Consider the following 18,903-nt stretch of genomic DNA (forward strand, 5'->3'; position numbering starts at 1 on the left):
GGCCCGGGTTCTTGCATCGGGATAACAAACTAATGTTGATCTATGTTATATTCAGGCGTTGCAAGCGAATGTAAACGTTTCTCTCCTTACGAAGGCGACGCAAATGTTTGGCTATATCAATACCGATTCTCTGGCGCGCATTAACCGGCTCGATCTGGTCGATCTTACGCCGCGTTTTCCTCCGTTAATTGTGCAGATCATCGTTGCTGTTACGTTTACCGGCGTCGCCATAGCCGCGCGAGAAATCATCGATAACTGGGCCCATGGTGCGGGGCCCTTTGCCGTCAATGTTCCGTTTATTTTGCTCGCAACGCTTTTCGGCAGGTTCCGTGCGGGGTTTCTGGCGCTGCTTTTGACGACTGTTTATTCATGGTATTATGTGTTGCCCGTTACCGGCAGTTTTTCATTCGAAGACCCCGGCGACCAGGCCAGAACGCTGGTAAATGCAGCAATCGGTCTGATAATCGTATGTCTTGGTGATGCGGCGCGGACGACGGGTCGTTGGCTTCTTCTCGAAAAAGAACAGCATATTGCGGAACGGGACATGCTGCTGGCCGAGGTCGACCATCGCGTGAAAAACAATCTGGCGATCCTGTCGAGCCTGCTCGCATTGCAACAGCGAAAAAGCGAAAACGCTGAAGTGATAGCTGCGCTTGGCAGGGCAGCTGGCCGCGTTCACAGCCTTTCGAAAGCCTATGAAAGCTTGCGATATGACAATCTCGATAATATTGCGATCGTCGACATGCGGGACTTTTTGAACAGGCTCTGTGGTTCGCTCAGGGAGGCTCTCACGCTTGACGGCCGAATTGAGCTGATCGTTGCAGCCGAACCGTGCCAGCTCTCCCGTGATCGTGCCGGTGCGGTCGGGCTGTTGGTCAACGAACTGGTCACAAACGCCGTAAAACACGCATTTGTTGACCGCGACAAGGGGACCATCAAAGTGGAGTTACGTGTCTTATCAGATGGCGCAGTGCTGGAGGTGAGCGACGACGGCGTCGGTCTGCCGGATATCATTCGGGATGGCGCACAGGGTACCCAGTTTTTAAGCGCTTTTGCCCAGATGGCCAAGGGTGAACTGGATTCAGAATCGGGCGAATATGGAACTCGCTATATTTGCCGATTGGGAGAAACGCCGTGACGGTGCCAAACATTCGCGGCGGTTGTCATTGCGGCGCTGTGCGTTTCGAAGGAACGGTCGAAAATGCGCCGGAGCTTCTCGACTGCAATTGCTCGATTTGCGCCCGCACCGGCTTCCTCCATCTGATCGTGCGGCACCAGGATTTTACCCTGCTGAAAGGCGAGGACGATCTGTCCAGCTACAGGTTTGGCAGCGGGCAGGCGGAACATTTGTTTTGCAAGCATTGCGGCGTCAAAAGCTTCTATCAGCCGCGCTCGCATCCCGATGGCTGGAGCGTGAATTACCACTGTGTTGATGATGGTCATGCTCTGCAGCCGACGGTCCGAAAATTTGATGGCCGCAACTGGGAAAGATCCAGGGCAGGGTTGTAGCAATATAGCCGGAACGAAAAGGGCCCACTGGTATGTTCCAGCGGGCCCTCTGTTCGTTGATTTAGGCCAATCTACGCGAGGTCGAAGCGACCGGCGTCCATCACCTTCGCCCATGCGGCTACGAAATCATCCACGAATTTCCGTTCATGGCCGTCCTCGGCATAGACTTCGGCAACGGACCGCAGTTGCGAATTCGATCCGAATACCAGATCGGTTCGCGTCGCCCGCCATTTCTCGTCGCCCTTCAGGCGGCATTTTCCGATAAACAGCTCGTCGCCCGACTCGTCCACGACTTCCCAGACCGTACCCATTTCGAGCAGATTGACGAAAAAGTCGTTGGTCAGCTGGCCGGGGCGATCGGTGAGAACGCCTTCGGTCGGCGCGCTCGAGTGATTGGCCCCGAGTACGCGCAATCCACCGATCAGAACCGTCATTTCGGGGATGGAAAGATCGAGCAGATTGGCACGATCGACCAGCATTTCCTCGGTCTTCACGCTCGCCTTGGTCTTGAGATAATTGCGGAAACCATCGGCAAAAGGCTCGAGCGGTTCGAAGCTTTCGGCATCGGTCTGCTCGTCCATCGCATCGCCGCGACCGGTGGTAACCGGAACGTTGATATCGAAACCGGCGTCCTGCGCGGCCTTTTCAACAGCAGCGCTACCGGCAATCACGATCGCATCGGCCATCGAGAGCGAGCCGCGCAGTTCGTCGATCTTCGACAATGTTTTCGCCAGTTCGTCGGGATCATTGGCTTTCCAGTCCTTTTGCGGGGCCAGCCGAACCCGGGCGCCATTGGCTCCGCCGCGATGATCGCTCTTGCGATAGGTGGAGGCCGACGCCCAGGCCGCCTTGACCAGCTCGGAAACCGACAGGCCACTATCGAGTATCTTGGCCTTGAAAGTGGAAACCTCGCTTTCCGATGCCTGTTTTCCAGCAGGAACGGGGTCCTGCCAGATCAGGTCTTCGGCGGGCACTTCGGGGCCGAGATAGCGGACCTTGGGTCCCATGTCGCGATGGGTCAGTTTGAACCATGCGCGGGCGAAGGCATCGTCCAGCGCAGCCTGATCGTCGCGGAAACGCTCGGAAATCTTGCGATAGTCCGGATCGCGCTTCAGCGCCATGTCGGCAGTGGTCATCATCGTCGGGACTTTTTTGGAAGGATCGCGGGCATCGGGAGCCATGTCCTCGGGGTCAGGATTGACCGGCTGCCATTGCTTGGCACCTGCAGGGCTCTCGACCAGTTCATAGTCATATTTGAACAACAGCCTGAAATAGTCGCCGCCCCATTGCGTCGGATTGGGTGTCCACGCGCCCTCGAGGCCGGAAGTGGTAATATGTCCCTCTCCGATCTGTTCGGGGTCGGTGGCCCAGCCAAATCCCATCAGTTGCAAGTCGCCCGACTCCGGATCACCGCTGAGTTGGTCAGGCGCAACCGCGCCGTGGCATTTGCCGAATGCGTGGCCACCGGCGGTCAGGGCAACGGTTTCCTCGTCGTTCATCGCCATGCGGGCGAAGGTTTCCTTCATGTCGCGCGCCATGCCCTCGGCATCGTGCGGATTACCGCCCGGACCTTCAGGATTGACGTAGATCAGGCCCATCTGGATCGCGGCGAGCGGGTTTTCCATCGCCTTGCCCTCGTCGGGATTGATCCGGGTCGGTACGCCTTCGTTGACCCATTGCTCTTCCGAACCCCAATAGACATCTTTCTCGGGTTCGTAGACATCCTTGCGACCGCCGCCAAAGCCGAACACGGGGCCGCCCATGGATTCGATCGCGACATTGCCGGTCAGGACGAACAGGTCGGCCCAGCTGATATGCTCGCCATATTTCTTCTTGATCGGCCAGAGCAGGCGCCGCGCCTTGTCGAGATTGCCGTTGTCCGGCCAGCTGTTGAGCGGAGCGAAGCGTTGCTGCCCGCTGGATGCGCCGCCGCGGCCGTCGCCTGTGCGATAGGTGCCGGCTGCGTGCCAGGCCATGCGGATGAAGAAGGGACCATAATGACCGTAGTCCGCCGGCCACCAGGGCTGGCTATCGGTCATCAAGGCTTTAAGATCCTCTTTCAGTGCGAAATAATCCAGCGAATTGAACGCCTTGATATAGTCAAAATCGGGACCCATCGGATCGGGGGACGTTCCGCTTTGGGTGAGGATTTCGAGTTGCAGGGAATCTGGCCACCAGTCGCGGTTGGTTCGTCCGAGCAGGCTGCGCACTCCGCCTTCGAAACTCATCGGACAACCTTCGGGGGAACCGGTTGTTTTCATATCCATTTGAACATCTCCTTTGTTGCTGCTGCTTCTGTGGTGCTGCTTCTCTGGCGCATTTCGCCGATGCCATTGCTTATATTATGGCGCTCGGCTCGTTAAACGAATTGTCCCTATCTGAGTGATCACAATTGTCACTTAGACCGGTCATCCGGCGCACGGCAGCTGCTATCTTGTACCACGATTGACCGCCTTCGCGAAGCGGCATATAGGAGCAAACTATATTCGAGAGGCGGCCAATCGGGTCGCCTTTTCTATTTTGTTTGCGTCCAATTGCTGGAAGGAAAGTAAGATGACGATTACCCCGCTCATGCCCGTATATCCCCGGTGTGGTTTTCGTCCTGTCCGAGGCGAGGGTGCCTGGCTTATTTCCGAAGATGGTTCGCGGGCTCTGGACTTTGCCAGCGGTATTGCGGTCAATCTGCTTGGCCACGGCCATCCGCATCTGACCAAAGCGATCCAGGATCAGGCAGCAACGCTGATGCACGTCTCGAATCTTTACGGCAGTCCGCAAGGTGAAAAATTCGCGCAGCGGTTGGTCGACACCACTTTTGCCGACACGGTATTCTTCACCAACAGCGGTGCGGAAGCGGTGGAATGCGCGATCAAGACCGCACGCGCCTACCATCAGTCGGCGGGCAGCGACCGGTTCGAGATCATCACATTCAAAAATGCCTTTCATGGCCGGACGATGGCGACCATCTCGGCTTCCAATCAGGAAAAGATGCATCACGGTTTCTCGCCGCTGCTCGCCGGATTCAAATATGTCGATTTTGACGATCTGGCTGGCGCTGAAGCTGCCATAACCGACAAGACCGCTGCTTTTCTGGTCGAACCCATCCAGGGCGAGGGCGGTGTCCGTCCTGCTTCGGACGCGTTCATGAAGGGCCTGCGCGATCTTGCTGACAAGCACGGCATCCTGCTGGCACTGGACGAGGTGCAATGCGGTGTCGCGCGGACCGGCGCGCTTTATGCTTACGAACTCTACGGCATCAAGCCGGACATCGTTGCAAGCGCCAAGGGAATCGGCGGTGGTTTCCCGCTGGGCGCCTGCCTGGCGACCGAAGACGCCGCACGCGGTATGGTCCCGGGCACTCACGGCTCTACCTATGGCGGCAATCCATTGGCGATGGCCGCAGGCAATGCCGTCTGGGACGTCGTTGCCAATGACGAATTTCTGGAGAATGTCCGGTCGACCGGCGAAAAACTACGCGCGGCAATCGAGCAATTTATCGGGAATTATCCCGATCTGTTTCTCGGCGTCCGGGGCAAGGGCCTGATGCTCGGTATCATGATGACGCAGGAAGCGCGCAGCTTCGTCGCCCATCTCCGCGACAATCATGGTCTGCTGACTGTGGCTGCAGGAGACAATACGCTCCGCATATTGCCGCCACTGAATATTGAAGACAGCCATATCGCGACCTTCATCGAGAAACTGTCTGCCGGCGCGGCCGATTATCAGGCACCTGAATCATGAGCCGGCATTTTCTCAATCTCTCCGATGCAGGCGGAGACGCGATTGCAGTCATGATCAGCGATGCGATCGATCGCAAAGCGGCGCGCGCAGGCTTTCCCAAAGGCAAGCCGGATGCGGACAAGCCGCTGGCCGATCATGCGCTGGCGATGATCTTTGAAAAGAGCAGCACCCGGACCCGGGTGTCTTTCGACATCGGCATTCGTCAGCTTGGTGGCAGCAGTATCGTCATGGACAGCGGCTCGATGCAGCTCGGACGCGGGGAGAGCGTGGCGGATACCGCCAAGGTCCTGTCCCGCATGTGCGACGCGATCATGATCCGCACCGACGATCATGGCAAAATCGAGGAAATGGCCGCCAATGCCACGGTACCGGTTATAAACGGCCTGACCGACCTTTCGCATCCCTGCCAGATCGTTGCTGATCTTCTGACTCTGGTGGAACACGGAAAATCCTTGCCCGGTCTGGAAGTTGCGTGGCTGGGTGATGGCAATAATGTCCTCAACAGCATCGTCGAGGCCGCCGGCCTGATGAAGTTCAATGTCCGGATCGGTTGCCCCGAAGGCTATGATTCAGACCCGGAATTTATCAAAAATGCCCGGGCAGCAGGCGCCAACATTTCGATTCACCGGAACGAGAACGAAGCGGTGGCCGGCGCGGATGTCGTTGTCGCCGATACATGGATATCGATGGGACAGGAACATGCGGAGGACAAGCTGGCCGCGATGATGCCCTATCAGGTCAACGACGTGCTGATGGAGCAGGCCAAGCCTGATGCCCTGTTCCTGCACTGTCTGCCCGCACACCGCGGCGAGGAAGTCATGCCTTCGGTCATCGACGGCCCGCAGTCGGTCATCTGGGACGAAGCGGAAAACCGGATCCATGCGCAAAAATCCGTGTTGCGCTGGTGTTTCGGCCAGATTTGATGATCGAAATCGCTCTCATTGACAGCATCTTGTCCTTTGCGATCCCGGCAAAAAATTGTCGCGGGCGGGTTGTCCGGCTTGGCCCGGCGCTGGATGATATTCTCGCGGCCCATGATTATCCGCCGGTGATCCGTGATATATTGGCGGAAGCCGTTTGTCTGACCGCCATGCTGGGCGCGTTGTTAAAAGACGAGAATTCCCAATTGACGCTGCAGGCGCAGACAGAAGCGGGTGTTATCAGCTTGCTGGCCTGCGATTATAGAGACGGTGCTTTGCGCGGCTATGTCGAATTTGACCGGGAACGGCTTGCCTCCCAACCGGTAGAGCCGAGCTTGATGGCTCTGTTCGGCAAAGGCTATCTTGCAATCACCTTTGACCAGCCGGAACCCCGCGGGCGCAACCAGGGCATCGTGCCGCTCGAAGGCGGCAGCCTTGCCGAAGCGGTGCAGAATTATTTCTTCCAGTCCGAACAGATCCCGACCCTGATACGGGTCGCGATTGACGAGACCGATGGCAAGATTGTGGCCGGCGGATTGCTGGTGCAGCACCTGCCCGAGGGCGAGGAGGGCCGCGAACGGCTTCATGCACAGCTTGACCATCCGGAATGGGAACATGTCGAGATCATGGGCAGCAGCGTGAAGGCTGTTGAACTGACCGATCCCGCGCTTGCCCTGCAGGAGATTTTGTGGCGCCTGTTCAGCGAGAGCGATGAAGTGAGGCTTTTGAGCGGTAAACCGTGCGTTAAGGGATGCCGTTGTAATGAGGATCATATCCGGGACGTGATCGCACGCTTCCCGAAAGAAGATAAGGCAGATATGGTCGACGACGAGGGAAATATCGCAATTGATTGCGCATTTTGCAGCAAAAAATTCATCATTACGGGCGCTAGCCTGAATAACTGAACGCGACGGCAAATGTGGCATCGCGCCCGATATGTCGAAAATTTCCTATCGAATGACATAATTCGTGACAATATTCGCCGTATTTACAGTTTAATAGACGATTCACCGCAATCATTCACGCAACCAGCAGGACAGGAGAATATCAATGAAAGGCATGAAACTGATCAAGATCATCAGCGTAACAGCCGCTATTCTGTCCGGCTTTGCGATGGCTGCGCCGGCGCAAACACCCAAATTGGTTTTGCTTGAGGGGCTGATGCAGGGCGAATGGACACTGAAGGAACGTGGTGCGAGCGAAGCCGGACAAAAAGTCTGCCTCGGAAATCCCGAATTGCTGCTGCAAATCCAGCATAGCTATATGCCCTGTACGCGCTACGTCATCGAAAATAGCCCGAAGAAACTGCGCGTGAGCTACAAATGTGGTGCTGCCGGTCATGGCGTTACTGAAATCAAGCAGGAATCCAGTACGTTGGTGCAGATAAACACACAGGGCATTCGCAATAATGCGCCCTTTTCCGTCGCTGTCGAGGGTCGCCGCACGGGCCGTTGCTAAACGCAATTCGCGTTCAAAACTTGCGCCGCGCCGGCAAGGCGATTAGCGGAGCGCACCATGACATCCGAATCAAAGACAGCGATTATATTATTGTCCGGCGGGCTGGACTCGATGGTTTCTGCAGCAATTGCTGCAGAGCAGGGGTACCGGCTTATTGCCCTGACGGTCGACTATAACCAGCGCCATAAAATCGAATTGCAATCCGCAGAAAAAATTGCGGCCAGGCTTGGTGTCGATGAACATATCATATTGCCGCTGGATCTGAGCCGCTTTGGCGGATCGGCGCTGACCGCCGATATCGATGTCCCGAAGACAGGCGTCGCCGATGATATCCCGGTGACTTACGTCCCCGCCCGCAATCTCATTTTTCTGTCGCTAACCCTTGGACTGGCCGAGGCGAGAAACGCTCGGGATATTTTCATCGGCGTCAACGCGCTGGATTATTCCGGCTATCCCGACTGCCGACCAGAATTTATCCAGGGTTTCGAGAGACTGGCCGATCTGGCGACCAAGGCTGGCGATCAGGGGAGCGGCTTCAACATCCGGACACCGCTGCAGCATATGACAAAGGCGGACATCGCCCGGGAAGCAATCCGGCTCAATCTTGATCCCTCCTGGAGCTGGTCCTGTTATGACCCCACAGCGGAAAACCTGCCTTGTGGTCTCTGTGACAGCTGTCGTTTGCGGCAAAAGGGTTTCGAAGAAGCCGGAATCGTCGACCCGACCGAATATGCCTCATCATGAGCTATGCGGTAAAAGAGCGGTTTCTGACCCTTCAGGGCGAAGGTGTCCATGCCGGACGCCGGGCGGTCTTTGTCCGTTTCGCCGGCTGTAATCTCTGGTCCGGACTGGAACGGGATCGGGCCACGGCAATCTGCCAGTTTTGCGACACCGATTTTGTCGGGCTGGATGGCGAAGGCGGCGGTCGGTTTGATACGGCTGAAAATCTCGCCAAGGCAGCGGCGGAAACATGGGCAGGCGATAGTGAATCACGCTTCGTTGTCCTGACCGGTGGCGAACCGATGTTGCAGGTCGATCAGGCGCTGATCGACGCGCTGCACGCTGAAGGTTTTTTTATCGCTATCGAATCGAACGGAACTTTAGCCGTTCCGCGCACGATTGACTGGATCTGCATCAGCCCCAAGGCGCAGAGCGATACGGTCCAGCGCTCGGGTGACGAGCTGAAACTGGTCTGGCCGCAGACGGACAGTAATTGGCAGGTGATGGAAAATTGGGACTTTGCCAATCTCTTGCTGCAGCCGATGGATGCGCGTGGCGATGATGCCGCCAGCCAGGCCAATCTCGAACAGGCCATAGGATTTGTCCAGGCCCATCCGAAATGGCGTTTGTCATTACAGACTCACAAGATACTGGGGTTGGCCTGAAATCTTACTCAGCCGGTGTTTCCGTCGCATCTGCTGTTGTTTCCGATGCTTCTTCTTTCGGCTTGTCTGCCGATGCGTCTGTTTCCTCACCGGTAGCGTCGACGGCTTTCATTGTATCGACATCGACCATTTCGTCGCTGATCGTGCCGTCAATGACATCAACATCGTCCATCTGTGTTTCGGTGACTTCGTCCGCATCTGGTGCTTCGTTGCCGGAGCAGGCCGAGATCGTCAGGGCAACCGCCGCTGCTGCAGCAATTCTCGAGAATTTGGTCATCATTTTGTCCTCACATGTTAAACGGGTTCACCAGGCCTTCATAGTCGCCGATCAAGCTTGATCAATCGCATTCAGGAAGCCGCCAACCGTTTTATGCAACGCTTCGTCAAACTCCTGAAGCTTTATCGGGATACCCAGTTGGGCGAGGCTGGTTACGGGATATTCGCTGATGCCGCACGGGACAATGCCGCCGAAATGGCTGAGATCGGGATCAATATTGACCGAGAAGCCGTGCATGGTGACCCATTTGCGAATGCGAATACCGATGGCGCCAATCTTGGCTTCCTGTCCGTCCGGCGTATCGCACCAGATGCCGACACGGCCGTCGACCGCCCGCGCAGCGACGCCGAATTCCGCCAGAGCGGCGATGATCCAGTCCTCCAGAGCATGGACAAAGCCGCGGACATCTGCGTTGCGTTTTTTCAGGTTCAAAATCACATAGCCGACCCGCTGGCCCGGACCATGATAAGTGTGCCGACCGCCACGGCCCGTGTCGTAGACCGGGAATGACTCGCTGAGCAGTTCCGCCGGATCGGAGCTGGTGCCGGCGGTATATAGCGGCGGATGTTCGAGCAGCCAGATCAGTTCTCTGGCGTCACCCGCCTGAACCGCCGCGTTGCGCCGCTCCATTTCGGCCAACGCTTCGGGATATTCAACCTTTTCGGGCGACATGCGCCATTCGATATCATCGGGACCATTCATAATATTTTCGTGCACTTTTGACACGCGGGTGGCAAGGGCTGGTAATCAACAAACGGATCCGGGAACGAAAAAATGAAGCTCGACTATATGCAATGCTGGAATGGTGCGATGGCCCTGCTCGGCGCGCATAAAGAGGCCATTCTGGCTATCGCCGGGGTCTTTCTGTTTCTGCCGACTTTCTTGTTCGCGCAATTTGTCGCACAACCGGTCTTTACCGGTGACGAGGATATCAATGGTCTGGCAGTCGTCTATTCGGCCTATTTCAGCGAAAATGCGCTTTCAATCATCGCATCCAACCTGGTGATCAGCTTTGGCGGCCTCGCGATCTATTTCGCCCTCGCGCCGTCACGGAACAACACGGTCGCAGAAGATCTTGTCGCCGCGCTCAAAGCTTTTCTTATCTATCTGATCGCCAACCTTCTGACCGGCCTGTTTACGTTGATGGGATTTTTCCTGCTCGTCATTCCCGGTCTCTATATAGCCTGCCGGTTCATTCTGGTGCCGATCATGATTGTCGACAAAGGCGAACGGAATCCGGTCGAAGCACTCAGGCAAAGCTGGGCCTTGACCCGGAATAACGGATTTTCGATTTTCCTGTTCGTCCTGATCATCGCGGTGGTCGGTACGATCACCATCGGCGCTCTGCAGGCGGTCACCGGTATCATTGCCGGTCTCGCAACCGGGGGTGCAGGCTGGCCATTTATCGAAAATCTCGTCGCTGCGCTAACCGGTACCGCTTTCCAGCTGGTCCTCGCCGTCGTGATTATATCGATTTATCTCCAGCTGACCGACAAGAAGAGCGACGTCGGCTAGACGTTCAACCCAGTATCGGTATGTGCGGCGCTGCTGTTCTCGGTAAATGCCCGGATAGACGCGGATCCGGCATCATATCGAACTGCTGCTTGAAAATGCGGAAACCGCAGCGCTGGTAAAAGGGCAGGGCGCGCGGAGAATCCTGGATGCATGTATGAAGCCAGACCCGTTCGATATCGTCCCGCCATGCCTTTTCCAGCGCCTGATTCATCATCCAGCTGCCGTGGCCTTTGCCGTTCATCTCCGGAACCAGTCCGAAAAAGCCGATTTCGCACTGGCCGGATTGCCGGAAGTCCAGTTCGATGAAGCCAACCGGCGTTTCACCGTCGCGGACGATGTAAATATCGATATCGGGGTGTTGAACGACGGATTGAACCTCGTCTTCGGTCATCAAGATTCTGGACGTCCAGAACCATGGTTCTCCAACGGCCCGGAATAAAGCCAAATATTCGGCAACGGGCGGCTTTTTCCATTTGGCAAGCGAGAGATTCGATTCAATCTCCAGCAGCGCTGGCTTGTCCAGCATCTCGAGATGCGTGATGATCGTCGCTACATGGCCTGCGGGAATGGTCTGAGGCAGGTCTGCCGAGTGATCTACACCCATTTGGCTTCGGGGGGCAGGCTCATCAATATAGCGTCGACATTGCCGCCGGTTTTGAGACCGAACGTCGTGCCCCGGTCATAGACCAGGTTGAATTCCGCATAGCGCCCGCGCCATTCCAGCTGCTGCTGCTTTTCTTCCGCGGTCCATTCCATATCCATGCGCTTGCGCACCAGCTTGGGAAATATATCGAAAAATGCCCGGCCGACATCCTGGGTAAAGGCAAAATGGCGATCGAAATCCGAATCGTGGTCCAGTTCGATATGGTCGTAGAATATCCCGCCGACGCCGCGATGGACCTTGCGGTGGGGTATATAGAAATAGTCATCCGCCCATTTCTTGAACCGCGGATAATATTCCGGATTATGCGGCGCGCAGGCGGAACGCAGTCTGGCGTGGAATTGCTCGGTATCCTCGTCATAGGCGATCGCCGGGTTCAAATCGGCACCACCACCAAACCAGCGCTTGGTCGTGCACAGAAAACGCGTGTTCATATGGACAGCCGGAACGTGCGGGTTGGCCATATGGGCAACGAGACTGATTCCGGTGGCAAAGAATCGCGGATCATCTTCCGCGCCGTTGATCTGGGCCTGGAATTCCTCGCTGAACACACCGTCCACCGTGGAAATATTCACCCCGACCTTCTCGAATATCTTGCCTTTCATCAGGCCCTGCGTGCCACCGCCTCCCGGACTGCCATCGGGATTCTGGCGGTCCCACGGGATATAATCGAACGTGGCGTCACTACCGGCTTCCTGTTCGATTCTCTCGAATTCCGCACAAATCTGGTCGCGCAGTTCCTTGAACCACGTCTGGGCCGTGTGCTGCTGGTCATCCAATTTTGTCGTCATTCCGGAAATTGTCCTGTTTGTCTGAGTGCTTCCCCGAGGGCCATGCCAGCCGAAACGGCGAGATTCAAGCTGCGCATTCCCGGCTTCATCGGGATGGTGATTCGACCATCGCATTGCTCTTGTATAGTCAGGGGAACTCCTAATCCTTCCGACCCAAACAACAATATATCAGAATCGCGATAGGCGAATCCGTGATGCGGGCGCTCGGCCTTGCTGGAAAGCAGGATAATCCTTGCGTTGCGGGAATTCGCAGTCTGTTTAAATGCCGCCCAGTCGGCATGGCGAATATAGTCGACATGGTCGAAATAATCCATTCCGGCGCGTTTTAAACTGCGGTCACTGAACGGAAAACCGCACGGTTCTATTATATCAACCGGCACGCCTAAACATGCACAAGTCCTTAATATTGTTCCTAAATTTCCCGCAATCTCGGGCTGATATAAAGCTATCCTCATGGGTCGATCCTCATGAGCGAGAAGGGAATGTTAGGTCAATCGAAAATTCACTGTTGGCAAACCCTATCCTTCGCGGCTATCAGGCGCGCAATTCACTGCCTGTTCAAGCTGTTGTTTAGCAGTATCGAACGTTCGGGCAGTCAGGGGTCATAATTTTTCTATAGGGCTTGTTTGCATGGCAACGGTTGAAACAGCTGAAACGGCAGTCGCAGAAGATGGCGGCGTTCGCCGCCGGGACTTTATCAATATCGCAGCAGTGAGTTTCGCTGGTGCCGGGGCGGTCGCTACCGTTTTCCCGTTGGTCAATCAGATGAATCCGAGTGCGGACGTTCTCGCTCTTTCATCGATTGAAGTCGATATCTCGGCGATAGAAACCGGTCAGTCGGTCAAGACCAGCTGGCGCAAGCAGCCGATATTCATCCGCAATCTGACAGCGGCAGAAATCGCCGAAGCCGATGCGGTTAAAATTTCAGATCTGCGCGATCCGGAAACGCTGGCCGATCGGACAATCGCCGGCAAGGAAAACTGGCTGATCACCCTGGGCGTCTGTACCCATCTCGGTTGTGTTCCGCTTGGCGCGGCGCAAGGCGAAATCAAGGGTGAATTTGGCGGCTATTTCTGCCCGTGCCACGGTTCGCATTATGATACGGCCGCCCGTATCCGCAAAGGTCCGGCGCCGAAGAACCTTGAAGTTCCAGAATATGAATTCCTATCAGATACTGTCGTGAAAATCGGCTAAGGGGCAGAAGAAAAATGAGCTTTCCTTGGGCAAAACAATATACACCAACGACCGAACTGGGTCAGTGGATGGACAAGCAGCTTCCGCTGCCACGTTTCGTCTATAACAGCGTTGGCGCCGGTTATCCTGCTCCGCGCAATTTGAACTATATGTGGAACTTCGGTTCCCTGGCCGGCCTGTTTCTGGTCATCCAGATTGTCACCGGCATCATATTGGCGATGCATTATGCCGCCAATTCCGAAATTGCCTTTGATTCAGTCGAGCATATCATGCGCGACGTGAACAGTGGCTGGATGATCCGCTATGCCCATGCCAATGGCGCAAGCTTCTTCTTCATCGCTCTCTATATGCATATCGCTCGCGGGCTTTATTACGGCTCGTACAAGGCACCGCGGGAGATGCTGTGGTTGCTTGGTGTCGTCATCTATCTGCTGGCGATGGCAACAGGCTTTCTCGGTTACGTGCTTCCCTGGGGACAGATGAGCTTCTGGGGTGCCAAGGTGATTACCGGTCTGTTTGAAGCCATTCCGTTCATCGGCAAGCCGATCCAGGAACTGCTCCTCGGCGGCTTCGCTCCGGACAACGCCGCGTTGAACCGCTTCTTCTCGCTCCACTATCTGCTGCCATTCGTCATCGTCGGCGTTGTCATCATGCATATCTGGGCGCTGCACATTCCCGGTTCCAACAACCCGACCGGTGTCGATGTTAAGGGGCCACAGGATACGGTTCCGTTCCACCCTTATTATACCGCGAAAGACGGCTGGACCGTTGGCCTTGCGTTGATTTTCTTCACCGCGCTGATGTTCTTCCTGCCGAACGCGCTGGGTCATGCCGACAACTATATCCCGGCCAACCCGCTTTCCACTCCGGCGCATATCGTTCCGGAATGGTATTTCTGGCCCTGGTACGCGATTTTGCGGGCCTTCACTTTCGACTTCCTCTTCATTCCGGCAAAACTGCTCGGTGTGCTGGCGATGTTCTCCGCCATCCTGGTCTGGTTCTTCCTGCCTTGGCTGGACAAGTCGCCGGTCCGTTCCGGAAGCTTCCGCCCCAAGTTCAAGATGTTCTACATCATTCTCGTGATTGATGTCCTGATACTCGGATATTGTGGCGGTGCGCCGGCCGAGGAACCGTTTGTGATGATCAGTCAGTTGGCTGCAGCTTATTATTTCGCGCACTTCCTGATCATATTGCCGCTTTTGTCGAGCTTGGAAAAGCCTGAACCGTTGCCGAACAGCATCACGGAATCGGTAACCGGCAAGCCACTTAAAACGCCAGCTAAGAATTAGGGACCTGTCGTAATGGTAAGAATTTTCGGAATCTTGATTGGCCTGTTCTTTTCAGGCTGGCTCTTGGTCTCATTCGGAATGGGGGCGGTAGAATATATATCGAACCCGCCAGCTGAAACAGCAGAGCATGAGTTCCACAAAGAGGCGAAAGAAATCTCTTTCACGTCTGATGGTCCGCTTGGCAAATTCGACCGCCAGCAACTGCAGCGCGGTTTCCAGGTCTATAAGGAAGTCTGTGCAGCTTGCCATTCTCTCCGTCTTGTCGCTTTCCGCAATCTGGAAGAAATCGGCTATAACGAAGACGAAGTGAAGGCAATTGCGGCCAACTGGGCGATCCAGACTCCGGATATCGATCCGGCCACTGGCGAAATGTCGACGCGGACACCGCTTCCTGCCGACAAATTCCCCAAGCCTTTTGCCAATAATGTTGCTGCCGCTGCTGCGAACAATAACGCTATTCCACCTGATCTGTCCTTGATGACCAAGGCGCGTGAAGGCGGGGCACCTTATGTCTATTCCTTGCTGACCGGTTACACCGATCCACCGGCCAATCTGCCGGAAGCCAATCAGCCTGGACCGGGACTGCATTATAACCCTTATTTTGCGAACCTGAACCTGGCGATGGCACCACCACTGGCGGCCGAAGATCAGGTCAGCTACTCAGACGGTACCAAGGCAAGCATCAGCCAGATGGCCGAAGATGTTTCCGCCTTCCTGATCTGGAGCGCAGAGCCGAAACTGGAAGAGCGGCATCAAGCTGGCTGGGCGGTTCTCGCCTTCCTGCTGATCGCAACGATCCTTGCCTATCTGTCCTACCGCACGATCTGGGCGGACGTGAAGGCCGAGAAGAAAAAGAAAGCTGCATAAGCCGTTTTGCTTACCCAGTCGATAATTAGAGAAGCCCGCTTTTAGTGGGCTTTTTTATGTCTGGCTGAAACCTAGCGAGCCAAAACCGAGCCGACCGCCCGTTTCCATCCCGCAAGCCGCTGGCTTCTGGTGGTGGGATCAATATCCGGTTCGTGTACGTCGAGGCCCGATATCATCACCGAAGCTGCTTCGAGCGAGCCGTATATCCCGCAGCCCACCGCCGCGAGCATGGCCGCACCGAGCGCCGTTGTCTCGAAAAACCCCGGCCGTTCCACGGCAATATCCAATATATCCGCCAGATCCTGTACCATCCAGTCATTGGCTACCATGCCGCCGTCGATCCGCAGGCTTTGCCAGTCGACACCGTCGGCGGAAAAGGCGGTTTTCAGATCATGGCATTGATAGGCCATCGATTCGAGCGCAGCGCGGGCGATATGGGCTTTTTTGGACGAGAAGCTGAGGCCGGAGATGGTCGCCGTCGCATCGGCCCGCCAATGGGGAGCACCAAGGCCGGACAAGGCGGGGACCAGATAGACCCCGCCGTTATCGTCCACCGTCCGGGCCAGTTCTTCACTCTCGCCAGCAAATTTGAGCAAGCCGATATCATCGCGGAGCCATTGCATCAGGCTGCCGGCCACGAAAACCGAGCCCTCCAGAGCATAGACGCGTTTGCCCTGATGCTGATAAAGTATGGTCGAGAGCAGGCGATGCTCCGACCGCAGCGGCGTGTCGCCGCTGTTGGTCAATATGAAGGCGCCGGTTCCAAACGTCGCTTTGGTCTGCCCAATGTCGAAACAGCCTTGGCCGATGGTTGCCGCCTGTTGATCACCGGCAGACCCGCAGATTGCGATCGGGCCGCCAAATAATTCGACGGCAGTGGTTCCCAGATCGCCGGCGCAGTCGACAATTCGCGGCAGTGCCTTTCTGGGGATGTCGAAGAGCGCGAGGAGGTCATCGTCCCAGTCATCGCCATCGAGGGCCATCAGCATCGTCCTGCTGGCGTTGCTGGCGTCGGTAATATGCTGGCCACCGGTTAGCCGGTAGATGAGATAGGATTCGATCGTACCGAAGGCAAGATTGTCGCCCGCCGCGCAGACTTCTGGCCAGTTCTCCAGCATCCAGCCGATTTTGCTGCCCGAGAAATAGGGGTCGAGCAGCAGGCCGGTTTTCTCCTGCACCATCGGTTCGAGGCCGTCTGCCTTCAGTGCATCGCATTTTTCGGCGGTCCGGCGATCCTGCCAGACGATCGCCCTGCCGAGCGGTTCGCCCGACCTTTTGTCCCATGCGACGACGGTTTCGCGCTGATTGGTGATGCCAATGGCCGCTATCTTGTCAGCGCCACCGGCCTTCTCGATCATTTTCTGACAGCAGCTCAGGGTTTTGGTCCAGATTTCAGCAGCGTCATGCTCGACCAGACCGGGAGACGGATAATATTGGTGCAGGGTTTCCTGTTGAGAACCGTGCAGCTTGCCGTCAGCGCCGAAGAGCATAGCCCGTGTTGACGTTGTGCCTTCATCAATGACCAAAATCTGCTGCGGCGCCATCTTCTGCTCCCTGGTTGCTCGGGCCACGCTATAAGCTGGCATTCAAAAGGCAAGCAAAAGCCAGATCACGATCGGTCATATTGCGATGCAACATTGCGCGAATCTCTGATTTCTCTATGACAATGACGATGTATGATCTGGCCATCATTGGCGGCGGCATAAATGGCGTCGGAATTGCGCGCGATGCCGCGGGCAGGGGATTGAAGGTCCTGTTGGTCGAACGCGACGATCTGGCGTCGCATACGTCGTCCGCCAGCACCAAATTGGTACATGGCGGCCTGCGCTATCTCGAACATTATGAATTCAATCTTGTCCGCAAGGCGCTGAAGGAACGGGAAGTCCTGCTCCGTGCCGCCCCGCATATCATCTGGCCGATGCGCTTTGTTTTACCGGTCGACGAGGGGATGCGGCCTGCCTGGCTGCTCCGCCTTGGCCTGTTTCTGTACGATCATCTCGGCGGCCGCGACATATTGCCCGGCACCAGAGGCGTAAATCTTCTCAAGGACCATCGCGGTGATCCGCTGCAAAAACGTCTCAAAAAGGGCTTCGCCTATAGTGATTGCTGGGTCGAGGACGCCCGGCTCGTGTCGCTCACCGCTCGCGATGCCGCAAATCGGGGCGCCGACATCCGGACCCGGGCGGAATGCGTGGAACTGGATCGCGGCGCGGATCACTGGAACCTGCAAATCCGGCAACATGGCGAGCAAAAGACCGAGCAGGCAAGGATATTGGTGAACGCCGCCGGTCCCTGGGTTGATCCGGTCACGGCGATGTATGACAGCAGCAGTCACGCGGCCAAACTGCGTCTGGTCAAGGGCAGCCATATTGTTGTGAAGCGCAAATATGAAGGCGACCACAGCTATATTTTCCAGAACAAGGACGGTCGGATCATCTTCGCCATTCCCTATGAAGGCGATCATACGCTGATCGGAACAACCGACGAACCCTGGAGCTACGCCGAAGGTCCCGCGAAGATCAACGATGGCGAGATCGATTATCTTTGCGATGCCGCCAGCGAATATTTCGAAGCGCCGGTAACCCGCGACGACATCATATGGACCTATTCCGGTGTCCGCCCGCTATTCGACGATCACAGCCGGACCGCTGCGACGGTGACCAGAGATTTCGTGTTCGACTATGACAATGAAAACGGTGCGCCGGTGCTGTCGATTTTCGGCGGCAAGATAACCACCTATCGGGTGTTGGCGCTGCAGGCGATCCGGACACTTTCCGACGCGCTGGATGTCAACGGCGACGACTGGACCAAAGAAGCGCCTCTGCCCGGCGGCGACTTCCCGCCCGACGGTTTCGATGCTCTGGTCGATCAATATGCAATCCGCTGGCCCTTTGTCGAAAAATCTGTCGTCCGCCGACTGGTGCGGGCCTACGGCACCGATACCGCCTCCATCCTGAAGGACACCAAAAGCATCTCGGATATGGGACAGCCATTTGGCTCAGGCCTCTACGAGATTGAGATCCAATGGCTGATCGACCGCGAATTTGCCTGTACGGCGGAGGACGTCCTCTGGCGGCGCTCGAAACTGGGATTGCACATGAGCGAGGTCGAGAAACAGGCCGTGGAGCAGTGGTTTGACAAGCAGGAGCTGCAGCCAAAGCCAAATCTCGCCCTTTCGTGATTGACGGACCACAAAAGCGGTGGCAATAGCGGCGCATTCGGTCACCTTGGCGGCCGATCTGAAAATGCGGGTGTAGCTCAATGGTAGAGCAGAAGCCTTCCAAGCTTACGACGAGGGT

The 18,903-nt window shown here is 56.3% G+C and carries 20 protein-coding genes; 13 read left to right on the forward strand and 7 right to left on the reverse strand.

Translation table 11 applies throughout. The features are described 5' to 3' along the window. The first annotated feature begins 103 nt into the window (after nucleotides 1-103). Nucleotides 104-1,138, forward strand: a complete 1,035-nt coding sequence (locus AACZ86_RS13875; protein ID WP_339693502.1) for a histidine kinase dimerization/phosphoacceptor domain -containing protein — start codon at nucleotides 104-106, stop codon at nucleotides 1,136-1,138. Nucleotides 1,139-1,266: 128 nt separating this feature from the next. Next, on the forward strand, nucleotides 1,267-1,509 hold the full coding sequence (locus AACZ86_RS13880; protein ID WP_339693544.1) for a GFA family protein: 243 nt from the start codon (nucleotides 1,267-1,269) through the stop codon (nucleotides 1,507-1,509). A 71-nt stretch (nucleotides 1,510-1,580) separates the two neighbouring features. Here AACZ86_RS13880 and katG read toward each other — a convergent pair whose 3' ends face one another. After that, a complete protein-coding gene (gene katG / locus AACZ86_RS13885) occupies nucleotides 1,581-3,776 on the reverse strand; it encodes a catalase/peroxidase HPI (RefSeq protein ID WP_339693504.1) in 2,196 nt (731 codons plus the stop codon). 286 nt (nucleotides 3,777-4,062) lie between these two features. Here katG and AACZ86_RS13890 point away from each other — a divergent pair, with 286 nt between their 5' ends. The 6 genes from AACZ86_RS13890 to queE all read left to right on the forward strand — a co-directional run bounded on the left by AACZ86_RS13890 (nucleotide 4,063) and on the right by queE (nucleotide 9,010). Continuing rightward, a complete protein-coding gene (locus AACZ86_RS13890; protein WP_339693506.1) occupies nucleotides 4,063-5,247 on the forward strand; it encodes an aspartate aminotransferase family protein in 1,185 nt (394 codons plus the stop codon). Next, complete coding sequence (gene argF / locus AACZ86_RS13895) at nucleotides 5,244-6,170, forward strand: ornithine carbamoyltransferase (RefSeq protein ID WP_339693508.1); 927 nt, start codon at nucleotides 5,244-5,246, stop codon at nucleotides 6,168-6,170. Before AACZ86_RS13890 ends, argF begins: the two co-directional genes overlap by 4 nt. Then, nucleotides 6,170-7,072 carry an Hsp33 family molecular chaperone HslO gene (locus AACZ86_RS13900; RefSeq protein ID WP_339693509.1) on the forward strand — a complete coding sequence of 301 codons (903 nt, stop codon included), beginning with the start codon at nucleotides 6,170-6,172 and terminating at the stop codon, nucleotides 7,070-7,072. Before argF ends, AACZ86_RS13900 begins: the two co-directional genes overlap by 1 nt. Nucleotides 7,073-7,217: 145 nt before the next feature. Further along, a complete protein-coding gene (locus AACZ86_RS13905) occupies nucleotides 7,218-7,625 on the forward strand; it encodes a hypothetical protein (protein WP_339693511.1) in 408 nt (135 codons plus the stop codon). A gap of 57 nt (nucleotides 7,626-7,682) precedes the next feature. Next, nucleotides 7,683-8,369: a 7-cyano-7-deazaguanine synthase QueC gene (gene queC / locus AACZ86_RS13910; RefSeq protein WP_339693513.1), complete on the forward strand. Its 687-nt coding sequence runs from the start codon at nucleotides 7,683-7,685 to the stop codon at nucleotides 8,367-8,369. Next, the gene (gene queE, locus AACZ86_RS13915) at nucleotides 8,366-9,010 is read left to right on the forward strand and encodes a 7-carboxy-7-deazaguanine synthase (RefSeq protein WP_339693515.1); all 645 of its coding nucleotides are present in this window, start codon (nucleotides 8,366-8,368) and stop codon (nucleotides 9,008-9,010) included. The genes queC and queE overlap by 4 nt, the downstream gene beginning before the upstream one ends. Before the next feature lie 4 nt (nucleotides 9,011-9,014). On the opposite strand, the gene AACZ86_RS13920 is transcribed toward queE, so the two are convergent. Together AACZ86_RS13920 and lipB are read right to left on the reverse strand one after the other, a co-directional pair. Further along, on the reverse strand, nucleotides 9,015-9,287 hold the full coding sequence (locus AACZ86_RS13920) for a hypothetical protein (RefSeq protein ID WP_339693517.1): 273 nt from the start codon (nucleotides 9,285-9,287) through the stop codon (nucleotides 9,015-9,017). Nucleotides 9,288-9,338: 51 nt separating this feature from the next. Continuing rightward, nucleotides 9,339-9,989 (reverse strand): lipoyl(octanoyl) transferase LipB, encoded by a 651-nt coding sequence (gene lipB, locus AACZ86_RS13925; RefSeq protein ID WP_339693519.1) that lies wholly within the window; start codon nucleotides 9,987-9,989, stop codon nucleotides 9,339-9,341. A 72-nt stretch (nucleotides 9,990-10,061) separates the two neighbouring features. On the opposite strand from lipB, the gene AACZ86_RS13930 reads away from it, so the two are divergent. Next, on the forward strand, nucleotides 10,062-10,802 hold the full coding sequence (locus AACZ86_RS13930; RefSeq protein ID WP_339693521.1) for a hypothetical protein: 741 nt from the start codon (nucleotides 10,062-10,064) through the stop codon (nucleotides 10,800-10,802). A 4-nt stretch (nucleotides 10,803-10,806) separates the two neighbouring features. On the opposite strand, the gene AACZ86_RS13935 is transcribed toward AACZ86_RS13930, so the two are convergent. The 3 genes from AACZ86_RS13935 to AACZ86_RS13945 are packed head-to-tail and all read right to left on the reverse strand — an operon-like array spanning nucleotide 10,807 to nucleotide 12,709. After that, nucleotides 10,807-11,406 carry a GNAT family N-acetyltransferase gene (locus tag AACZ86_RS13935; protein ID WP_339693523.1) on the reverse strand — a complete coding sequence of 200 codons (600 nt, stop codon included), beginning with the start codon at nucleotides 11,404-11,406 and terminating at the stop codon, nucleotides 10,807-10,809. Further along, nucleotides 11,397-12,254, reverse strand: coding sequence for an oxygen-dependent coproporphyrinogen oxidase (gene hemF, locus AACZ86_RS13940; RefSeq protein WP_339693525.1), 858 nt, complete (start codon nucleotides 12,252-12,254; stop codon nucleotides 11,397-11,399). The genes AACZ86_RS13935 and hemF overlap by 10 nt, the downstream gene beginning before the upstream one ends. Continuing rightward, nucleotides 12,251-12,709 (reverse strand): tRNA (cytidine(34)-2'-O)-methyltransferase, encoded by a 459-nt coding sequence (locus AACZ86_RS13945; protein WP_339693527.1) that lies wholly within the window; start codon nucleotides 12,707-12,709, stop codon nucleotides 12,251-12,253. The genes hemF and AACZ86_RS13945 overlap by 4 nt, the downstream gene beginning before the upstream one ends. Nucleotides 12,710-12,884: 175 nt before the next feature. Between AACZ86_RS13945 and petA the strand changes: the two genes are divergently transcribed. Genes petA through AACZ86_RS13960 form a run of 3 tightly spaced genes read left to right on the forward strand, consistent with a single transcriptional unit; the run spans nucleotide 12,885 to nucleotide 15,604 of the window. After that, complete coding sequence (gene petA / locus AACZ86_RS13950; protein WP_339693529.1) at nucleotides 12,885-13,448, forward strand: ubiquinol-cytochrome c reductase iron-sulfur subunit; 564 nt, start codon at nucleotides 12,885-12,887, stop codon at nucleotides 13,446-13,448. A 14-nt stretch (nucleotides 13,449-13,462) separates the two neighbouring features. After that, a complete protein-coding gene (locus tag AACZ86_RS13955; protein ID WP_339693531.1) occupies nucleotides 13,463-14,737 on the forward strand; it encodes a cytochrome b/b6 in 1,275 nt (424 codons plus the stop codon). Between the two features lie 12 nt (nucleotides 14,738-14,749). Beyond that, entirely contained in the window at nucleotides 14,750-15,604 is an 855-nt protein-coding gene (locus AACZ86_RS13960) for a cytochrome c1 (protein ID WP_339693533.1), read from the forward strand. A gap of 71 nt (nucleotides 15,605-15,675) precedes the next feature. Here the strand turns inward: AACZ86_RS13960 and AACZ86_RS13965 are convergent, their stop codons facing one another. Then, complete coding sequence (locus AACZ86_RS13965) at nucleotides 15,676-17,148, reverse strand: glycerol kinase (protein WP_339693534.1); 1,473 nt, start codon at nucleotides 17,146-17,148, stop codon at nucleotides 15,676-15,678. Nucleotides 17,149-17,264: 116 nt separating this feature from the next. On the opposite strand from AACZ86_RS13965, the gene AACZ86_RS13970 reads away from it, so the two are divergent. After that, entirely contained in the window at nucleotides 17,265-18,785 is a 1,521-nt protein-coding gene (locus AACZ86_RS13970; protein ID WP_339693536.1) for a glycerol-3-phosphate dehydrogenase, read from the forward strand. Nucleotides 18,786-18,903 lie beyond the last annotated feature (118 nt).

The sequence above is a fragment of the uncultured Parasphingorhabdus sp. genome, assembly GCF_963975735.1.
Lineage (GTDB): Bacteria > Pseudomonadota > Alphaproteobacteria > Sphingomonadales > Sphingomonadaceae > Parasphingorhabdus.

Excerpts from the sequence above, each read along its gene's own strand:
- petA (WP_339693529.1), top strand. The coding sequence starts at position 12,885 with ATGGCAACGGTTGAAACAGCTGAAACGGCAGTCGCAGAAGATGGCGGC.
- AACZ86_RS13930 (WP_339693521.1), top strand. The coding sequence starts at position 10,062 with ATGAAGCTCGACTATATGCAATGCTGGAATGGTGCGATGGCCCTGCTC.
- AACZ86_RS13935 (WP_339693523.1), bottom strand. The coding sequence starts at position 11,406 with ATGGGTGTAGATCACTCGGCAGACCTGCCTCAGACCATTCCCGCAGGC.
- AACZ86_RS13960 (WP_339693533.1), top strand. The coding sequence starts at position 14,750 with ATGGTAAGAATTTTCGGAATCTTGATTGGCCTGTTCTTTTCAGGCTGG.
- lipB (WP_339693519.1), bottom strand. The coding sequence starts at position 9,989 with ATGAATGGTCCCGATGATATCGAATGGCGCATGTCGCCCGAAAAGGTT.
- AACZ86_RS13920 (WP_339693517.1), bottom strand. The coding sequence starts at position 9,287 with ATGACCAAATTCTCGAGAATTGCTGCAGCAGCGGCGGTTGCCCTGACG.
- queE (WP_339693515.1), top strand. The coding sequence starts at position 8,366 with ATGAGCTATGCGGTAAAAGAGCGGTTTCTGACCCTTCAGGGCGAAGGT.
- queC (WP_339693513.1), top strand. The coding sequence starts at position 7,683 with ATGACATCCGAATCAAAGACAGCGATTATATTATTGTCCGGCGGGCTG.
- AACZ86_RS13965 (WP_339693534.1), bottom strand. The coding sequence starts at position 17,148 with ATGGCGCCGCAGCAGATTTTGGTCATTGATGAAGGCACAACGTCAACA.
- AACZ86_RS13900 (WP_339693509.1), top strand. The coding sequence starts at position 6,170 with ATGATCGAAATCGCTCTCATTGACAGCATCTTGTCCTTTGCGATCCCG.
- hemF (WP_339693525.1), bottom strand. The coding sequence starts at position 12,254 with ATGACGACAAAATTGGATGACCAGCAGCACACGGCCCAGACGTGGTTC.
- AACZ86_RS13970 (WP_339693536.1), top strand. The coding sequence starts at position 17,265 with ATGACAATGACGATGTATGATCTGGCCATCATTGGCGGCGGCATAAAT.
- AACZ86_RS13905 (WP_339693511.1), top strand. The coding sequence starts at position 7,218 with ATGAAAGGCATGAAACTGATCAAGATCATCAGCGTAACAGCCGCTATT.
- argF (WP_339693508.1), top strand. The coding sequence starts at position 5,244 with ATGAGCCGGCATTTTCTCAATCTCTCCGATGCAGGCGGAGACGCGATT.
- AACZ86_RS13890 (WP_339693506.1), top strand. The coding sequence starts at position 4,063 with ATGACGATTACCCCGCTCATGCCCGTATATCCCCGGTGTGGTTTTCGT.
- AACZ86_RS13875 (WP_339693502.1), top strand. The coding sequence starts at position 104 with ATGTTTGGCTATATCAATACCGATTCTCTGGCGCGCATTAACCGGCTC.
- AACZ86_RS13945 (WP_339693527.1), bottom strand. The coding sequence starts at position 12,709 with ATGAGGATAGCTTTATATCAGCCCGAGATTGCGGGAAATTTAGGAACA.
- katG (WP_339693504.1), bottom strand. The coding sequence starts at position 3,776 with ATGGATATGAAAACAACCGGTTCCCCCGAAGGTTGTCCGATGAGTTTC.
- AACZ86_RS13955 (WP_339693531.1), top strand. The coding sequence starts at position 13,463 with ATGAGCTTTCCTTGGGCAAAACAATATACACCAACGACCGAACTGGGT.